Below are 20352 nucleotides of genomic sequence, written 5' to 3' on the forward strand. Positions count from 1 at the left end.
CCCGAGACACGCTGGCATACAAGCGCTCTCGGGCGCGGGAATGCGGCCATGCATCTCCGTCGCCGCTCGGGCCGTTGACGGGCAATAGACAAATGTCGCATCAAGACCGCAACAAGCGGGCAACGCCCGACTTCCCCAAGGAGAAACTGCCGACATGGCCGAGCCCGCGCGCGCCAAACCAAAGCCAACCCCGGAGACCCAGCATTTCTGGGACGGCACGCAGGCCGGTGAATTGCGGCTGCAGCGCTGCGACGCCTGCGCCAACGTCTATTTTCCGCCGCGCCCGTTCTGCCCGTCCTGCGCCTCGCGCAAGGTTTCCGTCTTCAAGGCCAGCGGCAAGGGCAAGCTCTACAGTTATGTCATCAACCACCGCCCCGCCGCGCCCGGCTTCACCCCGCCTTACGCGATCGCGGTCGTCGAACTCGACGAAGGCCCGCGCATGATGAGCAACATCATCGATTGCCCGCAGACGCCGGAGGCGCTGGAGCTCGACATGAAGCTCGAGGTCGCGTTCGAGAAGCTCGACGACAAGATCACCCTTCCCATGTTCCGTCCGGCGAAGGCTTAAGCACCATGCGCAGGAATCAAGTTGCCGTCGTCGGCGCTGCTGAGACCACGGAACTCGGCGTCATCCCGAACATGTCGCAGATCCAGCTCCACGCGGATGCGGCGCTCAATGCTATTGCCGATGCCGGGCTCAAGCTGTCCGACATCGATGGTATCGCGACCGCCGTGGAAACCCCGCAGCAGATCGCCCACTATCTCGGCATCACGCCGACCTGGGTGGACGGCACGTCCGTCGGCGGCTGTTCGTTCATGCTGCACGTCCGCCATGCGGCGGCAGCGATCGAGGCCGGCCTGTGCAAGACCGTGCTGATCACGCATGCCGAGAGCGGCAAGTCGATGATCGGCAAATTGCCGCGCTCGATCCCCGCCGACAGCCTGCAGGGCCAGTTCGAGGCGCCGTTCGGCGTCTACGGGCCGCCCAGCATGTTCCCGATTCCGGTGCTGCGCTACATGAAGACCTACGGCATCACCCATGAACAGATCGCCATGGTCGCTGTCGTGCAGCGCGAATGGGCCGCAAAGAATCCGCGCGCGATGATGAAGGACCCGATCACGGTTGAGGACGTCCTGAACTCGCGGATGATCGCCTACCCGTTCCGCCTGCTGCAGTGCTGCCTCGTTACCGACGGCGGCGGCGCGCTGATCCTGACCTCGGGCGACCGCGCCAAGGACTTTCCGAGAAAGCCGGTCTATATCCTCGGCACCGGCGAGAGCGTGGAAACGCCGATGGTCAGCCAGATGGAGACATTCAACTCCTCGCGCGCCTTCAAAATCGCAGGCCCCACCGCCTTCAAGGAGGCCGGCATCAGCCACAAGGACGTCGATCATCTGATGATCTATGATGCCTTCGCGCATCTGCCGCTCTATGGCCTCGGCGATCTCGGCTTCATGCCGCACGAAGAGACCGGCAAGTTCATCGCCGACGGCAACACCCGCCCCGGCGGCAAGCTGCCGCTCAACACCAATGGTGGCGGATTGAGCTACATGCATTCCGGCATGTACGGCATGTACGCGCTGCAGGAAAGCGTGCGGCAAATGCGCGGCATCGCGCCGGCGCAGGTCAAGGACGCGAAGATTTCGGTCTGCCACGGCGTCGGCGGCATGTTTGCGGCAAGTGGCACGATCATCTTTACGAACGAGAAGTAACCACCTTCGTCATTCCGGGATGGTCCGAAGGACCAGACCCGGAATCTCGAGATTCCGGGTTCGCGCTATGCGCGCCCCGGAATGACGAAGACAACAGGAGACACCCCAATGGCAAAATCACTGCAAGACAAAGTCATCATCGTCACCGGCGCCGGCCGCGGCATCGGCCGCGAGATCGCGCTGCTCTGCGCCGCGGAAGGCGCAAAGGTCGTCGTCAACGATCCCGGCGTCGCCGCCGACGGTGCCGGCTCGAGCGCTGCGCCCGCCGAGGAAGTGGTCGAGGAGATCAAGAAGCGCGGCGGCACCGCGGTCGCCAATTTCGAGTCGGTGGCGGAAGCTATCCCCGCGAGCAAGATCGTGAAGACGGCGACCGATCATTTCGGCCGGCTCGACGGCGTCGTCAACAATGCCGGCATTCTGCGCGACATGATCTTCCATAAGATGAGTGTCGAAGCGTTCGAGGCTGTCATCAAGGTGCACCTGATGGGCTCGTTCTATGTCAGCCACGCCGCGGCGCGGCTGTACCGCGAACAGGAGAGCGGCTCCTTCGTGCACTTCACCTCGACCTCGGGCCTGATCGGCAACTTCGGCCAGGCCAACTACGCCGCCGCCAAGCTCGGCATCGTCGGCCTGTCGAAGTCGATCGCGCTCGACATGGGCCGCTTCAACGTGCGCTCGAACTGCGTCTCGCCGTTCGCCTGGACCCGCATGATCGGCACCATCCCCACCGAGACCGAGGCCGAGAAGGCGCGCGTGGCGAAAATCCAGCAGATGGGTCCGGAGAAGATCGCGCCGCTCTGCGCCTATCTGCTTAGCGACGCCGCCAAGGACGTCACCGGACAGATCTTCGGCGTGCGCATGAACGAGATCTTCCTGTTCAGCCAGAATCGTCCGCTGCGCTCGGTGCAGCGGAGCGAAGGCTGGACGCCGCAGACCATCGCCGAGCACGGCATGCCGGCGCTTGCGGGATCGTTCTACAAGCTCGACCGCTCCGCAGACATATTCACCTGGGATCCGATCTGACAGAAATGTTGGGTGGGCAAAGGCGCACTTTTGCGCCGTGCCCACCATCCTTCCGAGATCGTCAGCTTGAATGGTGGGCACGCTTCGCTTTGCCCACCCTCATATGAGGCGTTTTGAGTCAAGGATGCCGACGGAGGCTTGGGTGTAGTTTTTCGCGTCAGGTATAGCGGCGGCGCGCGGAGCCATGCGTAGCGCAGCGTGCCGCCGCGGTCGGTGCGCTCAGGGACTGGCTTCCGGCGATTTATGCAGCAGCTCACTGCATCACCTCATATCCGGTCGGACCGCTGTGATCCGTACCCACATTCCGCATGCATGCGGCGAGGAAGCCACGAGGATGAGACCCATCTACGAAACGGCCTGTATTTTGCTGGCCCAAGGGTGGCACGGTCACCATCCATCCCGCGCTGACCGCAGCAGATGCCGCGACGCTGACGCGTTCGTTGAAGCGTTTACACCTTTACCGCTTTGAGCACCGCGCCGTCAGGCACCAAGCCGGTCGTGAGGTAGCGCCAGAGCGCCACCATCAGCTTGCGTGCCAAGGCGACGATGGCGACGCGCTTGATGCGCTTGCTGGCATCGAGCGTGCGCTTGCGGTATTCTAGGGTGAGTTTGCTGTCCGGCTGATGCCGCAGCCACAGCCAGGCCAGTTCGATCGCGGCACAACGGGCACGCGGATTGCCGGCCTTGCTGATGCCCTGGTCGCGATCAATCCCGCCGCTTTGCCACGGACTGGGCGTCAGCCCGAAATAGCTCGCAACCTCGCGGCGGTTGCGGAAGTCCTTGTAGAATACTTCGTTGGTCAACGTCGTCGCGAACGCCGGGCCGAGGCATTTGAGGCGGAGCAGCAGATCGCTGCGCTTGGTCATCTGCGCCGCCGCAGGGGTTGCATCCGCTTGAGCCGCTGCCTTGGCGAGCTCATCGAGCCGCTCGCGCACCAGCATCAGCCGCGCGTGCTCGTGCCGGATCTCGCTCAGCATCTGCAGCGGCACCGCCTGGCCCTGCCAGTCCCGCTGCGTTGCCAGCCAGCTCAGCCAGTCGCGCCGGCGCGGGTTCCCGACCGCCATGCCCAATAGCCGCAGCAGCGCCTTGATCCGGTTGGTGTGCGCGGTCTGCTCCTTAACCAGCCGGTCGCGTTCGCGGCTGGCGCGGCGGGCGTCCTCCTGTTCGGCAGCAGGCACCCGGACGATCCGCACCACCCGCGGCTCGCCGCGCAAATACGCCATTAGCGTCCGCAGCATCTTCTCGCCGTCGATCCGGTCGGTCTTCACCCGCCGGGCCCGCTGATCCACCGCTATGCTCGCGGGATCAAATACGTAGTTCGTGATGCCGGCCGCCAGCAGAAGCCGGTGCAGCCAAAAGCCATCGTAGCCCGCTTCGTAGCAACTCACCAACGCCGGAACGCCTCCCAGCGCCCGAGCCGCCCGAGTGCGCTCCCGATCGATCAGCGCCAGCAGCTCGGCATGATTGCCACCTTCCAGCTTGTGGCGCGACATCTTGCCCCTGTCCGGGCTGTGCAGCGTCACCAGCCAGGTCTTCTGACTCAGTTCGATCGCAACGAAAATTGTGCCACAATGACCGGCGGTGGGCGTGGCTATGGTCGATGCTTGCATCTGTCTCTCCGTGGGTTCGAGTGTGGAAACCCAAACCTATCGGAAAGGCCACGCTCACCGCCCATGGAATCTACCAAGCAGCCCGCCATCGCGGGTTGTTTCACCACAGCCCGCCCGCTTTATGCCGGAATGCGAGCCGATGTTTTCCTTCCAACAAAAACGTGGGAGGAAATCATGACAACCTCGCTGACCTTTTCCGATTCCCAACAACAAGGCGGCGGTTTTGACCGTCGCAAGATATTGACGGGCGCGGCAGCGCTTGCCGCCTCCGCCGTGACGATGAAGACGGCCTCTGCCGCCTCGGTGGCGCCGCTTGGCCAGACCGGCGCGCCAACCACGGCAACGCCACCTCTGCCGCTCGGCCCGCTTCCCGGCGCCCGCTATCCAGATTCTCGCCTGGAGTCGATGAAAAAGCCGAAGGTTTCGTTCGGACCGACCGGCTTCCCGGCGTTCGCCGGCACGATGGCGGTGGAGCGCGTCGCAACCGGATTCCGCTGGGCTGAAGGCCCGGTCTACTTCGCAGCCGGACGCTACGTGCTGTTCTCCGACATTCCCAACAACCGCATCATGCGCTTCTCGGAGGATGACGGTCATCTCAGCGTGTATCGCCAGCCGTCGATGAACTCGAACGGCAATACCATCGATCGCGAAGGACGGCTGATCACCTGCGAACATTCCGGCCGGCGGGTCACGCGGACCGAACTCGACGGCTCGATCACCATCATCGCCGACAAGTACAACGGCAAGAGATTGAACTCGCCGAACGACGCGGTCGTCGCGGCCGACGGTTCGATCTGGTTCTGCGATCCGGTCTACGGAATCGGCGGCTATTACGAGGGCATCAAGGCCGAGCCCGAGCAGGAAAAGAAGAACGTCTACCGGGTCGATCCGAAATCTGGCGACATCAAGATGGTCGTCGATGACTTCGTGGAGCCCAACGGGCTTTGCTTCTCGCCCGACGAGAAGAAACTTTATGTCTGCGACACCGGTTTCACCGACGGGCCGGACAACCCGTCGCATATTCGCGTGTTCGACGTGGACCTCGCGGCTGGCAAACTTTCGAACAGCAAAGTCTTTGCGGACATGCCCAAGCCCAGCATTACCGACGGGCTGCGCTGCGACACCGCCGGGCGTCTGTGGTGCTCCGTGGGCTGGGGCGATCCGAACGAGGACGGCGTGCGTTGCTATACGGCTGACGGCGATCTGCTCGGCAAGATTCACATTCCCGAAACCGTCGCCAACCTGTGCTTCGGCGGTCAGCAGCGCAACAGACTCTACATCTGCGGCTCGTCATCGCTCTATGCGGTCTATACGAGTGCGCAGGGCGCGATGAAGCCGTGAACGCTTGAACGCTTCCCACCGTCATTGCGAGGAGCGAAGCGACGAAGCAATCCATACATCCGCGTGTGCCGAGAGAGATGGATTGCTTCGCGGAGCCTGTCATCCGGCGGCGCTTTGCGCCGACCGGGTGGCTCGCAATGACGGGGTGAGACCGTCGCCCACCCTCACCCACTATTTCGCAACCCCGCCGAAATGCCGTTGATGGTAAGCTGAATCCCGCGCAGCACCTGCTCGTCCGGACTATGCGAGCGATGCTCCTTCAGTAGCTCGACCTGCACGTGGTTGAGCGGATCGAGGTAGGGGAAGCGGTTGCGGATTGAGCGTTCCAGCAGCGGGTTGCCCTGCAAGAGGCGCTCGTGGCCCATGATGTCGAGCAGGGTCTCGATCGAGGCATGCCACTCGCGCCGGATGCGTCCGAAGATGCTTTCGCGCAAGGCCACGTCCGGCACCAACTCGGCATAGCGCGAGGCGATCGCAATCGAGCTCTTGGCCAGCACCATGTCCATGTTCGACAGCAGCGTGCGGAAGAACGGCCATTCGCGGTACAGTTCCTGCAGGAACGGCATGCCCTGCTCCGGGTGCTCCGCGATCCAGGTCTCGACCGCGGAGCCGAAGCCGTACCAGCCCGGCAGCATCAGCCGGCACTGCGCCCAACTGAACACCCAGGGGATGGCACGCAGGTCCTCGATTTCGCGGGTCTTCTTGCGCGACGCCGGGCGGCTGCCGATGTTGAGCGTCGAGATTTCGGTGATGACGGTGGAGCCCCAGAAATAATCGGCAAAACCTTCGGTCTCATAGACCAGCCCGCGATAGGCCTTGAATGCCAGCGCCGACAATTGCTCCATTGCCGTCAGATACTCTTTCCGCGGCGCGCTCTGCCGGGGATGCAGCAGGCTCGCCTCCAGCGTGGCTGCGGCCAAGATTTCCAGATTGCTGCGGCCGACTTCCGGATTGGAATATTTGCTCGAGATGATTTCTCCCTGCTCGGTGATGCGGATCTGTCCGTTCACCGCGCCGCCGGGCTGCGCGATGATGGCGTCATAGCTCGGCCCGCCGCCGCGGCCAACCGATCCGCCACGGCCGTGGAACAGTCGCAAGCGCACGCCGTGACGCTCGAACACGTCGACCAGTTCGATTTCAGCTTTATACAGCTCCCAGCCCGAAGTGACGAAGCCGCCGTCCTTGTTGCTGTCGGAATAGCCGAGCATCACTTCCTGGATGCCGCCGCGGCTGTCGACCAGCCGGCGGTAATCGTGCAGCGCCAGCATCCGGTCCATGATGCCGGATGAGGCCTGCAGATCCTCGATGGTTTCGAACAGCGGCACGATGTTGATCGCGCTGCGACCGGAAGGATTGACGAGGCCGACCTCCTTCAACAGCACCGCCACCTCCAGCATGTCCGACATGCCCTTGCACATGGAGATGATGCATTGGCGGATCACGTCGGGGCCGAAGCGCGCATGGGCCTCGGCGGCGGCACGGAACATGGCGAGTTCGCCGCGTGTTTCTTCGCTGTACTTGACGAACACCGAGCTCAGCGGCCTTGCACTGCGCAGCTCGCGCAGCAGCAGATGGACACGGGCCTCCTCATTCAGCGCCAGATAGGACATCCCGGGAATCGCGGCATCGAACAGTTCCGCGACCGTGCGCTCGTGCACCGCGGAATTCTGCCTGATGTCGAGCCGGGCGAGATGAAAGCCGAAGCAATCCACGGCACGACGGAGCAAGCGCAACCGACCGCGCGCGATCACGCCCGAATTGTTCGCAATCAAGGAACGATTCAGAACGTCGAGATCGGCTTTGAACTCCTTCACGCTCGCATAAGGCGCGGCCTCGCCGACCGGACGACGCGTCGTCTCGACCTCGAGCTTTGCAGCGGTCGCGGTCAGCCTTGCATAGATGCCCGACACTGCCAGCCGATACGGTTCACCGCTCCTGTGCGGCGACGTATCCGGCGACCGCTCGGCGAGCGCGCGCAACTCGTCGGAGACGTCGGCAAGGTGCGCGGCCAGCGATAATTCGGAGCCGAGGACATGCAACTCTTCCAGATAGAAGTTCATCACCCGGCTCGACTGCAGGCGCAGCGTGCCGCGCATGACGTCGGCAGTGACAAAGGGGTTGCCGTCGCGGTCGCCGCCGATCCAGCTTCCCACGGTCAGGAACGACGCCAGCTCGCCGGGCGCGCCGCCCTCCTCCCGGTTCAGCCGGTCCTCCAGCGCGCAATGCAGCCGCGGCACCTCGTGCAGGAAGGTGTAATCGTAGAATGACAGGCCGTTGGCGACTTCGTCGAGCACGGTCAGCTTGGTCCGGCGCAGCAGGTTGGTCTGCCACAGCGTCAGTACGGCGCGGCGCAACTGCTCATCACAGGCCTCGGCCTCCTCCTGCGTAAGCTGGACGCGTTCGCGCCGGTCGAGCAGCGCGGCGATCTCCATCTCGCGGTCGATCGTGCTCTTGCGGCGGACTTCGGTCGGATGCGCCGTCAGGACCGGGCTGACGTGGGCGCCTTTAAAGAAGCAGCGCAACTCGGCCGCGCTGATCCCGGCGGTCTTTGCGTGAGCGAGCGTCTGAGTCAGCGCGCTCGGTCGCGGCCCGCCGGGACCGCGGCCACGCATTTGGCGGATGTTGTTCTGGTCCTCGGCGATGTTGGCGAGATGCGAAAAATAGCTGAAGGCGCGGACGATCCGCACGGTATCGCTGATCGACATGCTGTCGAGGATGGTCTCGAGTTCACGCCGCGCCAGCTTGTCCTCGTCGCGGTGGAACCGGATCGAGGTCTGGCGGATCCGCTCCACCAGGTCGAACACATCGCCGCCTTCCTGGTCGCGCACGGTGTCGCCGAGAATGCGCCCAAGTAGGCGGATATCGGTCCGCAGCCGGGCATCCTCCTCCAACGCCAGCGCTTCATCGCTCCGGTTGAACCGGATTTCGATTTCGGAAGGCACGGTCTGGGAAGACATTGGCTGGCTACCTCAAACTGCCCGGCTCTTCCGAGTGTGCAATTTTTTTGCCGCAGTGCAAGATAAAGATGGAGGCGGTGCACACCGTGGTATCCCGGACAAGGCGGAGCGCCCTTCGCGCTGCTCCGCAGAGCCGGGACCCGATGTCAGGTATGCTCAGGCGTGGGCCCCGGATCAGCAGCGTACCGCCGGAGTCGCGCGAAACGCGATCCCGAGCGCGCAGCGGAGCATCCGCGGCACGGCAGCGCCAGCTAAATCCTCCGCCCTGCCCGCTCCCAATAGGGATCGCGCAGGCGGCGCTTGAAGATCTTGCCGGAATCTTCCCGCGGCAGGTTGGACTGGATTTCGATGTGTTTTGGCACCTTGTAGTCGGCCAGCGCGACCTTGAGCTGGCTGCGGATGGAAGCCAGGTCGAGCGTCACCGCCGGCTGCGGCTCCACCACGGCCATCAGCGCCTCGCCGAATTCGGCGTCGGGAATGCCAAACACCGCGCAATCATGCACGCCAGGAATCGCATGCAGCGCAGCCTCGATCTCGGCCGGATAAATATTGACGCCGCCTGAAATCACCATGTCGCGCTTGCGGTCGCAGATGAAGACATAGCCGTCCGCATCGATATAACCGACGTCACCCGAGGTGATGAAACCGTCGCGATCGATCTCGGTGCGCTTTTCCGGCTTGTTATGGTAGGTGAAATCGGGATTGCCTGATATGCGCGAATAGATTTCGCCGATCTCGCCCAGCGGCAGTTCCCTGCCGTCGTCGCCGATGAAACGCAGCTCGGCACCCGGCGCGATCTTGCCGACGGTGCCGGGCTTCTTCAGCGCGTCCTCGGAAGTCGCAAACGTAACCGCACCGGACTCGGTCGATCCATAGAATTCGTAGATGATCGGCCCCCACCATTCGATCATGGCGCGCTTGACGTCGGCCGGGCATGGCGCGGCTGCATGGATGATATGGCGCAGCGACGACATGTCGTATTTCCTGCGCACTTCCTCCGGCAGCTTCATCAGCCGGATGAACATGGTCGGCACCATGAAGATGGTGTCGATCCTCTCGGTCGCGATCACGCGCAAAAATTCCTCCGCGTCGAAGCGCGGCATGATTACCAGTGCGCCGCCGAGGCGGCCGGCGCGCAGGCCGAACGAATTCGGCGCGGAGTGATACAGTGGCCCCGGCAGCAGCGCGCGGGCCCCCGGCTTGAGACCGTAGATCAGCGCGCGCATGCGCTCGGCGTTAGCACTTTGCTCCGGCGTCGGCGCAAAGCGGCGCACGCCCTTGGGATGGCCTGTCGTGCCGGAGGTGTAGATCATGTTCTGCGGCTGCGGCACCGCCGGCCCGTCATAGCGCTGGTGTTGGTTCAGCCAGGATTCGAAATCGATCGCGAAGTCGGGCGTCGCCAGATGATCCGGATTGATCTTGTAATGGCTGAGAATCTCCGGTGGGGTCGGGACACTGAGCGCAGTGACGCCTTGCGGGATCGCCTCGCGTAACTGATGCAGCATGTCGGCATGCGCGATCAGCACGGATGTGCCGGAATCCGTCAGCACATAATTGATCTCTTCCGGCTTGAAGTGCCAGTTGACCGGCACGCCATAGGCGCCGAGCCGCATTGCCGCATAAGCCGCCTCGATGAAGGCGATGTCGTTGCGCATCAGCATGGCAACGCTGTCGCCCTGCTTGACGCCGAGCTTTTGCAGCCCGCTGGCGATGCGCTCAGTCCGTTCGGCGACCTCGCCGTGGTCGCGCCGGCGCTCGCCGCTGATAATGCCGAGGAAGGGTTGGGAGGCTGACATTGTCTCTTTCCGATCTGGTGCCGGGTTTGAAAGCTGCGCAGTCATTCCGGAGCGATGCGAAGCATCGAATCCGGAATCTCGAGATTCCGGGTCTGGTGCTAACGCACCATCCCGGAATGACCGGGAGCCTAGTTATCCCACATCCACAAACCGCGGCGCGCGCTTTTCCATATTGGCGCGCACGGCTTCGGTCTGGTTGGGGCTGCCGAGCAGCTTCTGCTGCTCGACGGATTCGGCCAGCAACGCCGGAGCCGGATCGACGGAGAGTTTGTTCAGCATACGCTTGGCAGCGCGGATCGCGTCGGGACTTTTGCCGGCGATCTCGCGTGCGATCTCGAAAGCCGCCGCGCGCGGATCGTCGCAGATGCGCGTCGCGAGGCCATAACTCATGGCCTCCTGCGCGGAGAAGATGCGGCCGGTATAGGTGAGTTCGCGCAAAATATCGTCGCGAACGAGACTGGCGAGAATGGGCGTGCCGGCCATGTCGGGCACCAGGCCCCATTTAATTTCCATGATCGACATCCGCGCGTCCGGCGTGAGGAAGCGCATGTCGGCCCCGAGCGCGAGCTGGAAGCCGCCGCCGAACGCCACGCCCTGGATCGCGGCGATGACCGGCACCGGAAGCTGGCGCCAGCCCCAGACCGCAGCTTGCGGAAAGTTCGCGATGCCATGGGTGCGTGCAGTGAGGTCGCGCTTCTCGCCGCCGGCGATCCCGTTACCGCCGCTTTCCTTCATGGCCTGAAAGCGCCCCATATCGAGACCGGCGCAAAACGCCCGCCCTTCCCCGGACAATACTACCACCCGGAGCCCCTTTTCATGGGCCAGCCGCTCGGTCGCGGCCACCAGTGCCTCAAACATCGCGGCATCGAGCGCATTCATCTTGTCGGCCCGCACCAGCCGGACATCGGCAATGCCGTCCGAAATCGAGATCGAGACGCGCTGCTCCATGAAAAATCTCCTCAGTTGCTGCTTTACAGAACGGTGTTGTCCGGTTTTAGTCAATCGACCAATTAACAGACAATCCCCTGGGGTGGAAACGATGTTCAACGATCAGCTTCTCGCCGGGCGACGCATTCTCGTGACCGGAGGCGGCACCGGCCTCGGCAAATCCATGGCCGCGCGGTTTCTCCAACTGGGAGCCGAGGTCCACATCTGCGGCCGCCGCAAGATCGTCTGCGACGAGACCGCAACCGAATTGATGGATCTGCATGGTGGGCGCGTGGTCAGCCACGGCGTCGACATCCGCAACGCCATGGCTGTCGACGAGATGATCGAACAGATCTGGGCCTCGGGCCCCCTCACCGATCTCATCAACAATGCCGCCGGCAATTTTATCTCGCGCTCGGAAGAGCTCTCGCCGCGCGGCTTTGACGCGGTCGCCAATATCGTGATGCATGGCACGTTTTACGTGACGCACGCGGTCGGTCGGCGCTGGATCGCCGCCAAGCAACGCGGCAACGTGGTGTCGATCACGGTGACCTGGGTGCGCAACGGCTCGCCCTATGTGGTGCCCTCGGCGATGAGCAAGTCGGCGATCCACGCCATGACGATGTCGCTCGCGGTCGAATGGGGCAAGTACGGCATCCGCCTCAACACCATTGCGCCCGGCGAAATCCCGACCGAGGGTATGAGCAAGCGCATCAAACCGGGCGACGAGGCCGGCGCGCGCACGCGGGCGCAGAACCCGATGGGCCGCGTCGGCACCATGGAGGAATTGCAGAACCTCGCGGTCTTCCTGATCTCCGGCGGTTGCGACTGGATCAACGGCGAGACCATCGCCATGGACGGCGCGCAGGCGCTCGCGATGGGCGGCAATTTCTATCAGTTGCGCGACTGGAGCGACGACGACTGGAACAAGGCGCGCGACTCGATCAAGGCGCAGAACGAGAAGGATCGCGCGGCAAGGGGGTAGTTGTCGTCCCTGCGAACGCAGGGACCCATAACCACCAGCGTCGATAGGTACGAAGGCAACTAGCCTCATCGTCTCACCGAGAGGCCGCGGCGTATGGGTCCCTGCGTTCGCAGGGACGACGGTGGCATATTGTCTTTGTCGCGCGATACCGCCAAACTCCGCGCAACGATAACAAGACGATACGGGAGAGACATGTCCGCTTCGCAGCAATTGACTGATCTCGTCGACATGGTGCGCGACCGCGCCAGAACGCGCGGCAATGCGATCGCCTATGAATTCGAGGGACGCCAGACCAGCTTTGCCGACTTCGATATCAACACCAACCGCGTTGCGAATGCGCTGATCGCGCTCGGCGTCAAGCCGGGCGAGCGGATCGCCTATCTCGGCAAGAACAGTGACATCTATTTCGAGCTACTGATGGGCGCGATGAAGGCCAAGGTGGTGATGGCGCCGGTCAACTGGCGCCTCGCCGGCCCCGAGATCGCCTTCATCGTCGGAGACTGCAAGGCGCCGGTGCTGTTCGCAGGACCGGAGTTCATCGCGCAGGTTCGCAACATCAAGGCGCAACTGCCCGACGTGCGCCACGTGATCACCACCGAGGGCGGCGCGCCGGAATGGCAGGATTTTACGGCTTGGCGCGATGCGGCCAGCGGCGACGATCCGAAGGTGGCGATCAGCCCGAAGGATATCGCGATCCAGCTCTATACCTCGGGCACCACGGGCAAGCCCAAGGGCGCGATGCTGTCGCACGCCAACTTCCTCAATCTGGTGCACGCCGGCAGCGAGGCCGAGAAGCCCGAATGGAACAAGTGGTCGACCGATGACGTCTCGCTGGTGGCGATGCCGGTCTTCCACATCGGCGGCTCCGGCTGGGGCGTGATGGGGCTGTATCACGGAGCCAAGGGCGTGATCGCGCGCGAGTTCGACCCGACCAAGGTGCTGGATTTCTTCGAGCAGTCCGGCATTACCAAACTGTTCATGGTGCCGGCGGCGATGCAGTTCGTGGTGCGGCAGCCGCGCGCGCGGCAGGTGGATTTTTCGCGCCTGAAGTACATGCTCTACGGCGCCTCGCCGATTCCGGCGGCATTGCTGAAGGAGTGCATCGAGGTGTTCAAGTGCGGCTTCGTGCAATTGTATGGGATGACCGAGACGACCGGCACCATCGTCGCCCTTCCGCCCGAGGATCATGTCGAGGGGCTGGAGCGCATGCGCTCCGCCGGCAAGGCGCTGCCCGGCATCGAGCTTGCGATCCTCGATCCCGACGGCAACCGCCTGCCGCCTCGCCAGGTCGGCGAGATCGCGACTCGTTCGGGCTCCAACATGGTCGGCTACTGGAACCTGCCGGAAGCCACCGCCAGGACGCTCGACAGCGACGGCTGGTTGCGCACCGGCGACGCCGGCTACATGGACGAGGACGGCTATCTCTATATCCACGACCGCATCAAGGACATGATCATCTCCGGCGGCGAGAACATCTACCCGGCCGAAGTCGAGAACGCGATCTGCGATCATCCTGATGTCGCCGAAGCCGCCGTGATCGGCATCCCCGACGACAAATGGGGCGAAGCGGTGAAGGCGATCGTGGTGATGAAGCCGGGCAAGCAGGCCACCGCCACCGACATCATCAATTTTACGCGCGAGCGCATTGCGGGATTCAAGACGCCGAAATCGGTCGACTTCATGGAGGCGCTGCCGCGCAATCCGTCGGGGAAAATCTTGCGGCGGAATCTGCGCGAGCCGTATTGGGCGGGTAAGGACCGGCAGGTGAATTGACCTCGCTCTCGTAGGGTGGGCAAAGCGCAGCGTGCCCACCATTCGTTGTCATGACCTGGGTAGATGGTGGGCACGGCGCAAGTGCGCCTTTGCCCACCCTACTTCCCTGCCCGCTCACGCAACGCCCGCCGGCGTTCCTTGGCTTCATCCGACCAGACCTCTGCGGGATCGTAGAACTCGGCAAACGCCTTTGCGCCCGGTGGCAGCGTCACCCAGGGCTGCTTGGTGGAGGTGAAGATGTGAACGTCCGGCGGGCACTGGGACGGATCATCCATGGTACCGACGCGGACAAAACGCACCGCGGGCCCGGAGCCCGGATAGTTGCTCCAGACGGCCACCTTGCAGATCGGGCAGCGGGCGATGCGCTGGCCCTTGCCGCTCGCCGACGGCGTCACGATGATCTCGGGCGCGGCGCCGATATGCTCGACTCTCTCAGCCTCGTACATCGCATTGAGCGCATGCACGGTGCCGGTCTCGCGCTGGCACCAGGTGCAATGGCAGGCATGCACGATCATAGGCCTGCCGTTCAGGCGGTAGCGGACATGCCGGCAAGTACATCCACCTTCCATGATCTTGCTCCTCAGTGCTTCCCCGCGCCCATGTAGCCGAACAGGAATCCCGCCACCTTCCGCTTCTGGATTTCCTCGCTGCCTTCGGTAATGCGGTAGCGGCGGTGGTGGCGGTAGATGTGTTCGAACGGCTTGTGGCGCGAATAGCCCATGCCGCCATGCACCTGCATGGCGCGGTCGGCGGCCTCGCAGCAGAGGCGATTTGCCCAGTAGTTGCACATCGAGACGCGATCGGACAGAGTGTGCTCGACTTGGGCCTGGGTGAGTTGGTCCATCTCCCACGCGGTCTTGCGGATCAATAACCTGAGCATTTCGGCCTGCGTTGCCAGCTCCACCAGCGGCCACTGTATCGCCTGGTTCTCGGCCAGCGCCTTGCCGAACGGTTTGCGCTCGCGCGCATATTTGACGCTTTCGTTGATGCAGTAGACAGCCGCGCCCAGCGAGCTCGCCGCCTGCCGGATCCGGTTCTCGTGCACAAAACATTGCGCCAGCGATAGTCCGCGGCCGATCTCGCCGAACAATGCGTCTTCGGGCACGAATACATCGGTGAAGCTGACGCGGGGATGGTCCGTCGGCATGTTGAAGGTCCACATATATTCCTCGACCTTCACACCCTCGCTTTTGGCCGGCACCAGGAAGCAGGTGATGCCGCGCGCGTCGCCGTCATTGCCGGATGTCCGGGCGAACAGCGCGCAATGGGTCGCGACATGCATGCCGGTGGTCCACATTTTCTGGCCGTTGATGATCCAGCCCTTGACGTTGTCACGCGTCGCCTGCACCGCCCTGGTTTCCATATGCGTAGCGTCGGAACCGTGATCAGGCTCGGTGAGGCCGAAGGTGATGCGGTATTTTCCTGATATCGAGCCTTCGATCATCGCCTTCTGCTCGTCGGTGCCGTAGCGGTCGAGCATGGTCACGAGCGGCAGGTTTCCGACGATCGAATGCTCGTTCTGCAGATCATTGTGCAGGCCAAGGCCCTTTGCAGCGAAATGCTCGCGGATGACGGCCATCCAGAGGTTGGACCCGTCCTTGCCGCCATAGCGCTTCGGGATCGCGAACCGCAAATGGCCGGCGGCGTCGGCGAGGTTCTTGGCCTTGCGCAGCAGCGCTTCCCATTCATGCCGAGGCAGGCCGCCGTTTTCGAAATCGGTACGCGCCCATTCGCGGCGATGATCGAAGAAGCGGATGTTGTCGTCGGCTTCCTCCAGCGGCCTGATCTCGCGCGCGATGAAGCGATCGAGTTCGTCGAGATAGGCTGTGAGGTCGGCAGGCAGGTTGAAATCCAAGGCGGTCTCTCCCGGAAATGTCGTTTATTGCTTTTGCGTTTAGGCGCTACGCGGCGCTCCTGCTCGGATCGATTTAGGTTGGAAGACCACGCCCAAGTCAAGCAACGGAATGGACCTTGGCACGCGCGGGGGCCTTGCGTAATTGGATGGTTTCGGACGGCTGGCCGGCGCTATGATCGCGGCCAATATTCTTCGCCGCAGAAAATCCAAACGGGAGCAAACATGGACCTGAAATTCTCCAAGGTGACACGCAAGGGGCCGATCACGATCATCACGCTGTCGCGGCCGGAAGTGTACAATGCGTTGCATATCGACGCGCATTTCGAGCTCAACAAGGTGTTCGACGATTTTTGCGCGGATCCTGAGCAATGGGTGGCGATCGTCACCGGCGCCGGCGACAAGGCGTTCTGCGCCGGCAACGATTTGAAATGGCAGGCGGCCGGCGGAAAACGCGGCTGGGACAAGGGCGGCTTCGCCGGCCTCACCGCGCGCTTTGACTGCGACAAACCGATCATCGCCGCCGTCAACGGCGTCGCGATGGGCGGCGGCTTCGAGATCGCGCTGGCCTGCGATCTCATCATTGCCTCTGAGAATGCGACCTTCGCCCTGCCCGAGCCGCGCGTCGGCCTTGCCGCGCTTGCCGGCGGCGTGCACCGGCTGCCGCGACAGATCGGGCTGAAGCGCGCCATGGGGATGATCCTCACCGCGCGCCACGTCTCGGCCAAGGAGGGACTTGAGCTCGGCTTCGTCAACGAGGTGGTTCCGGCCGGCGAAGCGCTGGCGGCGGCGGAGCGCTGGGCGGAGACGATCTGCAAGAACTCGCCGATGTCGATCCGCGCCTCCAAGCAGGCGATCCAGCGCGGCCTCGAAGTGTCGCTGGAACAGGCGATCGCCGAGCAGCGCGAATACCCGGCCGTGAAGGCGATGGCGGCCTCGCAGGATTACATCGAGGGACCGAAGGCGTTTGCGGAGAAGCGTCCGCCGAAATGGCTGGGGCGGTGAGGATTTCGGTACCCACGACGGGTCATTCCGGGGCGATGCGAAGCATCGAACCCGGAATCTCGAGATTCCGGGTTTGGTCCTTCGGACCATCCCGGAATGACGAAGCCAGTTACTTATTTCCCAGCTCCCTCTTGTACGACGCATAGTTCGGCTGATCGACGGCGAGCTTGTCCATCGTGGTCCGCCAGAGGTGCTCGGCCAGCCCTGCCGTCTGCAGATCTACTTCGCCTCTGGCGATCTTCTCGCACAGCGCGCGATTCAATTCGATCAGCGAGCCATCCATGCCGAGCAACTGCTTCAGCCGCGCGTCCTCCGCTGCGTCGCTGCCCTGCTCCAGCGACAATTGCCGCGTCACCAGGTCGAGCGCGTTGATGCCGACACGGAGCTTGAAGGCGTTATGGCCCTTGATCTCTGGGGCGATCTCGTTGCGAAGGAAGTCTGCGACCGCCTTGATCAGTTCGGTGGGAGTCGGTTCGTCCTGCATGTTATTTCCCTCGCGGAGCGAGTAACCGTAACAAGTCGATCTCAGTCTCCGACGAGCGCCGCCCGATCATGGCGCGTTCCATCGAATGGTCGGGGCCTTGCCGGAAACGCTGCATCATGCCGCAGCACATGATGCCCCAGCGCAGCGTGCCCATCACTTCCCAGAACATCACACGATCAGGATCGACCTTGCGGCCGGCTTCCTCGTATCCGGCGAACAATTCGTCCCGCGTCCCGAAACCTCCGACCGGCTTGTCGATCTCGCCGAAGCGCCAGGAGTTGACGCAGATCCACCCCAAGTCTTCCATCGGATCGCCGACATGCGCGAGCTCCCAGTCCAGCACCGCACGGACGCCGTCGGCGCCGATGATCAGGTTGCCGTGGCGAAAATCGCCATGCACCAGCGTCACCTCCTGCGACGGTCCGGGATCGCGCTCGCGCAGCCAGCGTAGCGCCAGTTCGAACACCGGCCGCGGCCAGTTGAAGCTGCGGTATTCCCGCTCGAGGTCGGCGATCTCCTTCGTCGCGCTCATCTCGCGCAATTTCGGCAGTTTCGCTGGGGCTAAGCCGTGAATGCCGGCGATCACGCGGCCCAACTGCCGCGCCAGGATCGGCCGCGCCTTGGCGAATTGCTCATCGCGCAGGATCTTGCGCGCGATGGTCTCGCCCTCGATGCGTTGCATGATGAAGCCGCGGCCGAGTTCGTCCTCCGGCTTCAGCACATGCATCACGCGCGGCGAAGGCAGGCCGGCATCATGTGCCAATTGCATCAGCGTCGCCTCGGCATCCAGGCCGGCCGCCCGCCCCGGCGACGCGCCATAGCCCGGAGGCGCGCGGCGCAGGATGGCGCCAACATTGCCGCTCGGATGCACGATATCGAACGTCCAGGTCTCCTGGCTGGCGCCGCCGGAGAGCTTGGCGGCCCCAGTCACGCCGGTCGCTCCCGGATACCAGGAGGCGACGCAGCGCCCGAGTTGCTCCTCGATCATTTGCCCCTGAACTTGGCGGGGCGCTTTTCGAGGAAGGCGCTGACGCCTTCCTTGAAATCATCAGCCGCGCCGGCGATGCGTTGCGATTCGAATTCGAGGTTGAGCTGCTCCTCGAAGGAATTTTCCGGGCTGTCCCAGTAGAGCTTGCGGATCAGCGACAGCGCGATCGTCGGGCCATTGGCGAGCTCTTGCGCGAGCTTCATCGCCTCCTCCATCAAGTCAGCATCGTCATAGACGCGGTTGACGAGGCCCCATTCCAGAGCTTTCTCAGCCGGCAACCGTTCACCCATCAGCGACAATTCGACTGAGCGCGCCTTGCCGATCATGCGCGGCAACAGCCAGGTCGAGCCGCAGTCCGGCACCAGGCCGATGCGCCGGAACGCCTGCAGGAAATAGGACGAGCGGGCGCAGAGGATCATGTCGCCCATCAGCGCAAAGCTCATGCCGGCGCCCGCGGCGGGACCGTTGACGGCCGTGACGATCGGACAATGCAGCCGGCGCAGCCGCCGCAGGAACGGGTGAAAACCGATTTCCAGCGATTGCCCGGCATTGCTCTTGCCGGGCTTCTGGTTGTTGCGGCCCTGCAGGTTGGCGCCGGTACAGAAGGCGCGTCCAGCGCCGGTCAGCACGAGGCAGCGCACCTCCTCTCGCTTCTCCTCGATCGCATCGAGCGCTTCGCCAAGCCCGCCCAGCATGTCCATCGAGACCGCGTTCATGACCTCCTGATGGTCGAGCTTGAGAACGGCGACCGCGCCATCGAAATCGAGCGTGACGTGCTTGAACTGCATTGTTTCCTCTTAACTTGTGTTTACGCGCTATTTCGCTGCGCGGAAGATCGGACGATGTCTCGCCCATATTTGATTTTCTGGGCGGCGTTGTCCATGCTTGCGCCAGAACATCTGCCCGCCGCAGGGCGCAACTCTGTTGCCAAACAAATGGAAACATCCAATGAGCATCTTTGACCTCACCGGCCGCACGGCCGTCATCACCGGCGGCAATGGCGGCATCGGCCTCGGCATTGCGCAGGCGCTGAACGCGCAAGGCTGCAACGTCTCGATCTGGGGCCGCAATGGCGACAAGAACAAGAGCGCGGCGACAACCATGTCGGCCGGGCCCGGCAAGGTGCATACGCAAATCTGCGACGTCTCCGACCCCGCCTCCGTCAAGGCCGCGATGAAGGCGACGCTCGATACGTTCGGCCGCGTCGATGGCTGCTTTGCCAATGCCGGTATCGGCGGCGGCGGACGGCGCGCCTTTATCGACCGCACCGAGGAGGAATGGCGAAAAATGTTCGCGACCAATCTCGACGGCGTCTTCCACGTGTTTCAGGCCGCCGCCCGCCACATGACCGAACGTGCGGACGCCGGCGACAAATTCGGCCGGCTGGTGGCGACCTCGAGCCTGGCGTCCTTGTTCGGCACCGCGCGCAACGAGCATTACGCCGGCACCAAGGCGGCGCTGAACGCGCTGTGCCGCGCACTCGCGGTCGAGCTGGCGCGCTACGGCGTCACCGCGAACGCGATCCTGCCCGGCTGGATCAAGAGCGACATGACGTCGGGGCTGATGGCCAACGACAAATTCGTCGCCAACGTGATGCCGCGCATTCCAGTGCGCCGCTTCGGCGAGCCGAGCGATTTCGGCGGCATCGCCGTGTACATCATGAGCAAGGCATCGTCGTATCATACGGCGGATTGCTTTGTGATCGATGGCGGGTATACGGCGTTTTGAGGTGGGTGTGGCGCGCTAGGCCTCGTCATACAGAGCCGTCATCCCCCGCGAAGGCGGGGGATCCAGTACGCCGCGGCTTCTCGATCAGGCAATTGGCGTCTCTGGAATACTGGATCGTCCGCCTTCGCGGACGATGACAACTGTGTATGACTTCGCGATCTCGCGACGCA

Annotated in this window: 17 protein-coding genes; 8 read left to right on the forward strand and 9 right to left on the reverse strand. The window is 63.5% G+C overall.

The window, feature by feature from the left end; genetic code table 11:
• The first annotated feature begins 154 nt into the window (after positions 1-154).
• The 3 genes from V1292_RS32170 to V1292_RS32180 all read left to right on the forward strand — a co-directional run bounded on the left by V1292_RS32170 (position 155) and on the right by V1292_RS32180 (position 2736).
• On the forward strand, positions 155-568 hold the full coding sequence (locus V1292_RS32170; protein ID WP_334376558.1) for a Zn-ribbon domain-containing OB-fold protein: 414 nt from the start codon (positions 155-157) through the stop codon (positions 566-568).
• A 5-nt stretch (positions 569-573) separates the two neighbouring features.
• On the forward strand, positions 574-1713 hold the full coding sequence (locus V1292_RS32175; protein ID WP_334376559.1) for a thiolase C-terminal domain-containing protein: 1140 nt from the start codon (positions 574-576) through the stop codon (positions 1711-1713).
• 108 nt (positions 1714-1821) lie between these two features.
• On the forward strand, positions 1822-2736 hold the full coding sequence (locus tag V1292_RS32180) for an SDR family oxidoreductase (RefSeq protein WP_334376560.1): 915 nt from the start codon (positions 1822-1824) through the stop codon (positions 2734-2736).
• A gap of 449 nt (positions 2737-3185) precedes the next feature.
• Here V1292_RS32180 and V1292_RS32185 read toward each other — a convergent pair whose 3' ends face one another.
• Positions 3186-4346, reverse strand: a complete 1161-nt coding sequence (locus tag V1292_RS32185; protein ID WP_334376561.1) for an IS110 family transposase — start codon at positions 4344-4346, stop codon at positions 3186-3188.
• Between the two features lie 405 nt (positions 4347-4751).
• Here V1292_RS32185 and V1292_RS32190 point away from each other — a divergent pair, with 405 nt between their 5' ends.
• Positions 4752-5687: an SMP-30/gluconolactonase/LRE family protein gene (locus tag V1292_RS32190; RefSeq protein ID WP_442894596.1), complete on the forward strand. Its 936-nt coding sequence runs from the start codon at positions 4752-4754 to the stop codon at positions 5685-5687.
• Between the two features lie 164 nt (positions 5688-5851).
• Here the strand turns inward: V1292_RS32190 and ppc are convergent, their stop codons facing one another.
• From ppc to V1292_RS32205, 3 genes are all read right to left on the reverse strand, one after another.
• The gene (gene ppc / locus V1292_RS32195) at positions 5852-8644 is read right to left on the reverse strand and encodes a phosphoenolpyruvate carboxylase (protein WP_334376563.1); all 2793 of its coding nucleotides are present in this window, start codon (positions 8642-8644) and stop codon (positions 5852-5854) included.
• 251 nt (positions 8645-8895) lie between these two features.
• Positions 8896-10440: an acyl-CoA synthetase gene (locus V1292_RS32200; RefSeq protein ID WP_334376564.1), complete on the reverse strand. Its 1545-nt coding sequence runs from the start codon at positions 10438-10440 to the stop codon at positions 8896-8898.
• 132 nt (positions 10441-10572) lie between these two features.
• Positions 10573-11388 carry a crotonase/enoyl-CoA hydratase family protein gene (locus V1292_RS32205; protein WP_334377228.1) on the reverse strand — a complete coding sequence of 272 codons (816 nt, stop codon included), beginning with the start codon at positions 11386-11388 and terminating at the stop codon, positions 10573-10575.
• Between the two features lie 91 nt (positions 11389-11479).
• On the opposite strand from V1292_RS32205, the gene V1292_RS32210 reads away from it, so the two are divergent.
• A complete protein-coding gene (locus V1292_RS32210) occupies positions 11480-12352 on the forward strand; it encodes an SDR family oxidoreductase (protein ID WP_334376566.1) in 873 nt (290 codons plus the stop codon).
• Between the two features lie 192 nt (positions 12353-12544).
• The gene (locus tag V1292_RS32215; RefSeq protein WP_334376567.1) at positions 12545-14125 is read left to right on the forward strand and encodes a fatty acid--CoA ligase; all 1581 of its coding nucleotides are present in this window, start codon (positions 12545-12547) and stop codon (positions 14123-14125) included.
• Between the two features lie 98 nt (positions 14126-14223).
• On the opposite strand, the gene V1292_RS32220 is transcribed toward V1292_RS32215, so the two are convergent.
• Both V1292_RS32220 and V1292_RS32225 read right to left on the reverse strand, forming a co-directional pair.
• Positions 14224-14694, reverse strand: coding sequence for a GFA family protein (locus V1292_RS32220; protein WP_334376569.1), 471 nt, complete (start codon positions 14692-14694; stop codon positions 14224-14226).
• An 11-nt stretch (positions 14695-14705) separates the two neighbouring features.
• On the reverse strand, positions 14706-15980 hold the full coding sequence (locus V1292_RS32225) for an acyl-CoA dehydrogenase family protein (RefSeq protein WP_334376570.1): 1275 nt from the start codon (positions 15978-15980) through the stop codon (positions 14706-14708).
• A 222-nt stretch (positions 15981-16202) separates the two neighbouring features.
• Between V1292_RS32225 and V1292_RS32230 the strand changes: the two genes are divergently transcribed.
• Complete coding sequence (locus tag V1292_RS32230; protein ID WP_334376571.1) at positions 16203-16982, forward strand: enoyl-CoA hydratase-related protein; 780 nt, start codon at positions 16203-16205, stop codon at positions 16980-16982.
• A gap of 109 nt (positions 16983-17091) precedes the next feature.
• Here the strand turns inward: V1292_RS32230 and V1292_RS32235 are convergent, their stop codons facing one another.
• From V1292_RS32235 to V1292_RS32245, 3 genes are read right to left on the reverse strand one after another with little or no spacing between them, the layout of a single operon-like run.
• Positions 17092-17466 carry a DUF6285 domain-containing protein gene (locus V1292_RS32235; protein WP_334376572.1) on the reverse strand — a complete coding sequence of 125 codons (375 nt, stop codon included), beginning with the start codon at positions 17464-17466 and terminating at the stop codon, positions 17092-17094.
• Between the two features lies 1 nt (position 17467).
• On the reverse strand, positions 17468-18454 hold the full coding sequence (locus tag V1292_RS32240; RefSeq protein WP_334376573.1) for a phosphotransferase family protein: 987 nt from the start codon (positions 18452-18454) through the stop codon (positions 17468-17470).
• Positions 18451-19242 (reverse strand): enoyl-CoA hydratase/isomerase, encoded by a 792-nt coding sequence (locus V1292_RS32245; protein ID WP_334376574.1) that lies wholly within the window; start codon positions 19240-19242, stop codon positions 18451-18453. The genes V1292_RS32240 and V1292_RS32245 overlap by 4 nt, the downstream gene beginning before the upstream one ends.
• 160 nt (positions 19243-19402) lie before the next feature.
• Between V1292_RS32245 and V1292_RS32250 the strand changes: the two genes are divergently transcribed.
• Complete coding sequence (locus tag V1292_RS32250) at positions 19403-20182, forward strand: SDR family NAD(P)-dependent oxidoreductase (protein WP_334376575.1); 780 nt, start codon at positions 19403-19405, stop codon at positions 20180-20182.
• Positions 20183-20352 lie beyond the last annotated feature (170 nt).

This window comes from Bradyrhizobium sp. AZCC 1719, assembly GCF_036924525.1.
GTDB lineage: Bacteria > Pseudomonadota > Alphaproteobacteria > Rhizobiales > Xanthobacteraceae > Bradyrhizobium.

Bases quoted from the DNA above. Each gene is read 5' to 3' on its own strand.
- V1292_RS32170 (WP_334376558.1), top strand. From the start codon at position 155: ATGGCCGAGCCCGCGCGCGCCAAACCAAAGCCAACCCCGGAGACCCAG.
- V1292_RS32175 (WP_334376559.1), top strand. From the start codon at position 574: ATGCGCAGGAATCAAGTTGCCGTCGTCGGCGCTGCTGAGACCACGGAA.
- V1292_RS32180 (WP_334376560.1), top strand. From the start codon at position 1,822: ATGGCAAAATCACTGCAAGACAAAGTCATCATCGTCACCGGCGCCGGC.
- V1292_RS32185 (WP_334376561.1), bottom strand. From the start codon at position 4,346: ATGCAAGCATCGACCATAGCCACGCCCACCGCCGGTCATTGTGGCACA.
- V1292_RS32190 (WP_442894596.1), top strand. From the start codon at position 4,752: ATGAAAAAGCCGAAGGTTTCGTTCGGACCGACCGGCTTCCCGGCGTTC.
- ppc (WP_334376563.1), bottom strand. From the start codon at position 8,644: ATGTCTTCCCAGACCGTGCCTTCCGAAATCGAAATCCGGTTCAACCGG.
- V1292_RS32200 (WP_334376564.1), bottom strand. From the start codon at position 10,440: ATGTCAGCCTCCCAACCCTTCCTCGGCATTATCAGCGGCGAGCGCCGG.
- V1292_RS32205 (WP_334377228.1), bottom strand. From the start codon at position 11,388: ATGGAGCAGCGCGTCTCGATCTCGATTTCGGACGGCATTGCCGATGTC.
- V1292_RS32210 (WP_334376566.1), top strand. From the start codon at position 11,480: ATGTTCAACGATCAGCTTCTCGCCGGGCGACGCATTCTCGTGACCGGA.
- V1292_RS32215 (WP_334376567.1), top strand. From the start codon at position 12,545: ATGTCCGCTTCGCAGCAATTGACTGATCTCGTCGACATGGTGCGCGAC.
- V1292_RS32220 (WP_334376569.1), bottom strand. From the start codon at position 14,694: ATGGAAGGTGGATGTACTTGCCGGCATGTCCGCTACCGCCTGAACGGC.
- V1292_RS32230 (WP_334376571.1), top strand. From the start codon at position 16,203: ATGGACCTGAAATTCTCCAAGGTGACACGCAAGGGGCCGATCACGATC.
- V1292_RS32235 (WP_334376572.1), bottom strand. From the start codon at position 17,466: ATGCAGGACGAACCGACTCCCACCGAACTGATCAAGGCGGTCGCAGAC.
- V1292_RS32240 (WP_334376573.1), bottom strand. From the start codon at position 18,454: ATGATCGAGGAGCAACTCGGGCGCTGCGTCGCCTCCTGGTATCCGGGA.
- V1292_RS32245 (WP_334376574.1), bottom strand. From the start codon at position 19,242: ATGCAGTTCAAGCACGTCACGCTCGATTTCGATGGCGCGGTCGCCGTT.
- V1292_RS32250 (WP_334376575.1), top strand. From the start codon at position 19,403: ATGAGCATCTTTGACCTCACCGGCCGCACGGCCGTCATCACCGGCGGC.